Annotated in this window: 3 protein-coding genes and 1 pseudogene; 2 read left to right on the forward strand and 2 right to left on the reverse strand. The window is 75.5% G+C overall.

The genetic code is table 11. The annotated features are described in order from the left end of the window. Window positions 1-479: membrane fusogenic activity family protein (locus DQW06_RS21850; RefSeq protein WP_117199213.1), on the reverse strand; the 479-nt coding region annotated here is incomplete at its 3' end. A gap of 195 nt (window positions 480-674) precedes the next feature. Here DQW06_RS21850 and DQW06_RS21855 point away from each other — a divergent pair. Both DQW06_RS21855 and DQW06_RS21860 read left to right on the forward strand, forming a co-directional pair. Next, a complete protein-coding gene (locus tag DQW06_RS21855; protein ID WP_013154047.1) occupies window positions 675-1,025 on the forward strand; it encodes an SCP2 sterol-binding domain-containing protein in 351 nt (116 codons plus the stop codon). Between the two features lie 50 nt (window positions 1,026-1,075). Further along, window positions 1,076-2,353, forward strand: coding sequence for a DUF1015 family protein (locus tag DQW06_RS21860; RefSeq protein WP_013154048.1), 1,278 nt, complete (start codon window positions 1,076-1,078; stop codon window positions 2,351-2,353). Here the strand turns inward: DQW06_RS21860 and DQW06_RS21865 are convergent. Further along, window positions 2,334-2,780, reverse strand: a pseudogene (locus tag DQW06_RS21865) (serine hydrolase); the annotation flags it as partial. The gene DQW06_RS21860 and the pseudogene DQW06_RS21865 overlap by 20 nt on opposite strands.

Below are 2,780 nucleotides of genomic sequence, written 5' to 3' on the forward strand. Positions count from 1 at the left end.
TCGGACCCGGCCTCGGCGCCCTCCCCGGCCCCGGTGGACACCTCGGCCTGGGAAGCGTCGGTCTCCGCGGCGGCCGCGGGGCGCACAGGCGAGGACGCGCCCGCCTCGACGGGGGCCAGAACGCGCTCGACCGCGTGGCGTGCGGCCAGGCGGCGTTCGAGTTCGGCGACCCGCCGTACCAGACGCTCGTGGTCGGCGCGCGGCACGACGTCCATCCGCTCCAGCTGGCGCCCGACCTCGGAGCGGACCAGGTCGGCGATGGCCGCGCGGTTGGCCTGGCTGGTCTCGATGAGCTCCCCGGCCAGGTTCTGGATGCTCTGCCCCACCCGCGGCGGCAGGCTCTCCCCCTCCGCCGCGACCGGCGCGGCGGGACCGTTCGCCCTGAGCAGGGCCTTGGCCGCGGCGACGGCCTGCTTGCGCGAGAGTTCGGTGAGGCCACTGGCGGCATCGAGGTAGGTGCGTACCGCGTCGACGACCATGATGACAAGTGCTCCTTGGTGGGACCGCGAAAGAGGAAGGGGGCGCGGGCAGGGCGAGCCGCTGCGCGACGGGGGGCCGTGGCCAACGCTACCGGGACCGAACCGGCGTTGACACGCGAACTCCCAAGACCGCCCCATTCGTCCCGATGGCACCACAAGGACGCGAACGCCCGGCGCCTGGGGCATGATGTGGCCATGAGCAGCATCGACACGTGTCTCGCCGGCATCGAGAAGGTGAACCAGCGCATCCTCGCCCAACCCGACGAGAAGCGCCGCAAGTACATCCGTGAACGCTCCCTGAGCGTGGAGGTCCCCGACCTGGAGACCGTCTTCGACATGCGGCTCACCCTCGACGGCCTGGTCGACATCACCCACCGCCCCGCGGACCGGCCCGCGCCCCGGGCACAGGTGCGGATCACCGTGGCCAGCGAGGACCTGGTGGCCCTGGCCGAGGACCGCCTGGACGCGGCCAAGGCCGTGTTCGGCCGCCGGGTCAGGATCGACGCCAGCGTCGGCGACCTGCTGCGCGTGCGGAAACTCCTCTGAGCCGACCGCGCGGCGCCCGAACGGCGAACGGCGACGGGTACCGTGCTGGGATGCCACGCCAACCTCTCGAACTGGCGCCCTTCCGCGGTCTGCGCTACGCCGACCCCGACGCGGACCGCTTCGTCGACGGGGAGTTCGACCTCGCGCGACTCCTGGCCCCTCCCTACGACATCCCCGACGCCGACGAGGCGCGTGCGCTCCAGCGCTCCGACCCGCACAACGCCGCGCGGGTCACCCTGCCCTTCGAGCTGAGCCGCCAGAGCCCCGCCGGGACGGGAAGGGCCGTGCCGCGCCGCTACCGCACGGCCGCCGAGCTGCTGCGCAGCTGGATCGACGACGGCGTGCTCGCGCTGGACGCGCAACCGGCGCTGTACGTGTACGAGCAGGTCACCGCCGACGGGCGGCGCCAGCGCGGACTGGTGGGCAACCTGCGCCTGCCCGAGGAGGGCGCCGAACCCGCCGTACGCCCGCACGAGGACGTGGCCGACCCGCCGGTGCGCGACCGGTTCCACCTGATGGGCCTGGCCCGGGCCAACCTCGAACCGATCTTCCTGGTCTACCGGGGCGGCGACGGGTACGCGTCGGCCGCCACCGAGGCGGTCGCGGGCGCCCCGCTCACGCACGCGCGCACCCGCGACGGAGCCGAGCACCGGCTGTGGGCGGTCACCGACCCCGCCGTGCTGCGGCGGATCAGCGCCGACCTGGCGGGCCGGTCCGCGCTGATCGCCGACGGCCACCACCGCTACGCCGCCTACCGGCGTCTGCGCGCCGCCCACGACGCCCCGGGCTGGCGCTACGGGCTGGCCCTGCTCGTGGACAGCGACACCCACCCGCCCCGACTGGGCGCCATCCACCGGGTGCTCCCCGGCCTGGACACCGACGCCGCGGTCGAGGCCGCCCGCACGGTGGCCTCCGTGGAACGGGTCGCGGGCCCCCGCGCACACGCCCTGGACCGGGCGGAGGCGCCCGCCCTGCTACTGGTCTCCCCCGAGGGCGACGCCCACCTGGTGCACGGCTTCGACGAGCGGGTGCTGGAGCGGGCCATGCCCGACCGCTCCCCGCAGTGGCGGCACCTGTCCACGGCCGCCCTGCACCAGGTGCTGCTGCCGCTGTGGGAGGTACCGGAGGAGCGGGTGCGGATGGTGCACGACGACGCGGCCGAGGCGGTCGCGGCCGCCCGCGACGAGAAGGGCACGGCCGTCATCGTGCCCGCGCTGCGCGTGGAACAGGTGTACGCGGTGGCCGACCGCGGGGAACTGACCCCCCGCAAGTCCACCTCGTTCGGCCCCAAACCGCGTACGGGTCTGGTCATGCGCCTCCTGGACTGAGGGGGCGGCCCCGGACCGACCGCCGCGCTCCGACCAGGCGGGCCGCCCGGGCCGCGTACACCACGGCGAAGGCGAGCGCGGCGGCCACCAGCAGGGCCAGGGCGGTGGGGGCCAGGTAGAACGTCTGCCCCCAGGTCATGTCACGGCCCTGGGCCAGCAGCGCCGCCAACCGGTTCGGGAACACGGCCGCGCCGATGACGGCCAGCCCCGGCAGCAGGCGCACGGCGCCGCGCCACCGGGGACGCACGCGGACGGCCTCCGCCCAGGCGCCGGCGCGCCGCACACCCCGCTGGGCGAGGTAGCCGGTCAGCCCGACCAGGGCGACCAGGACCAGGTCGAGCGCCAACAGCACCGGAGCGGTCGGCGCGGCGGGCTCCCCGCCCTCGGCCAGGGCCACCAGCCCGTGCAGCAGCGCGGAGGCGTCGGC

Source organism: Nocardiopsis sp. TNDT3 (assembly GCF_003427465.1).
Taxonomy (GTDB): domain Bacteria; phylum Actinomycetota; class Actinomycetes; order Streptosporangiales; family Streptosporangiaceae; genus Nocardiopsis; species Nocardiopsis dassonvillei.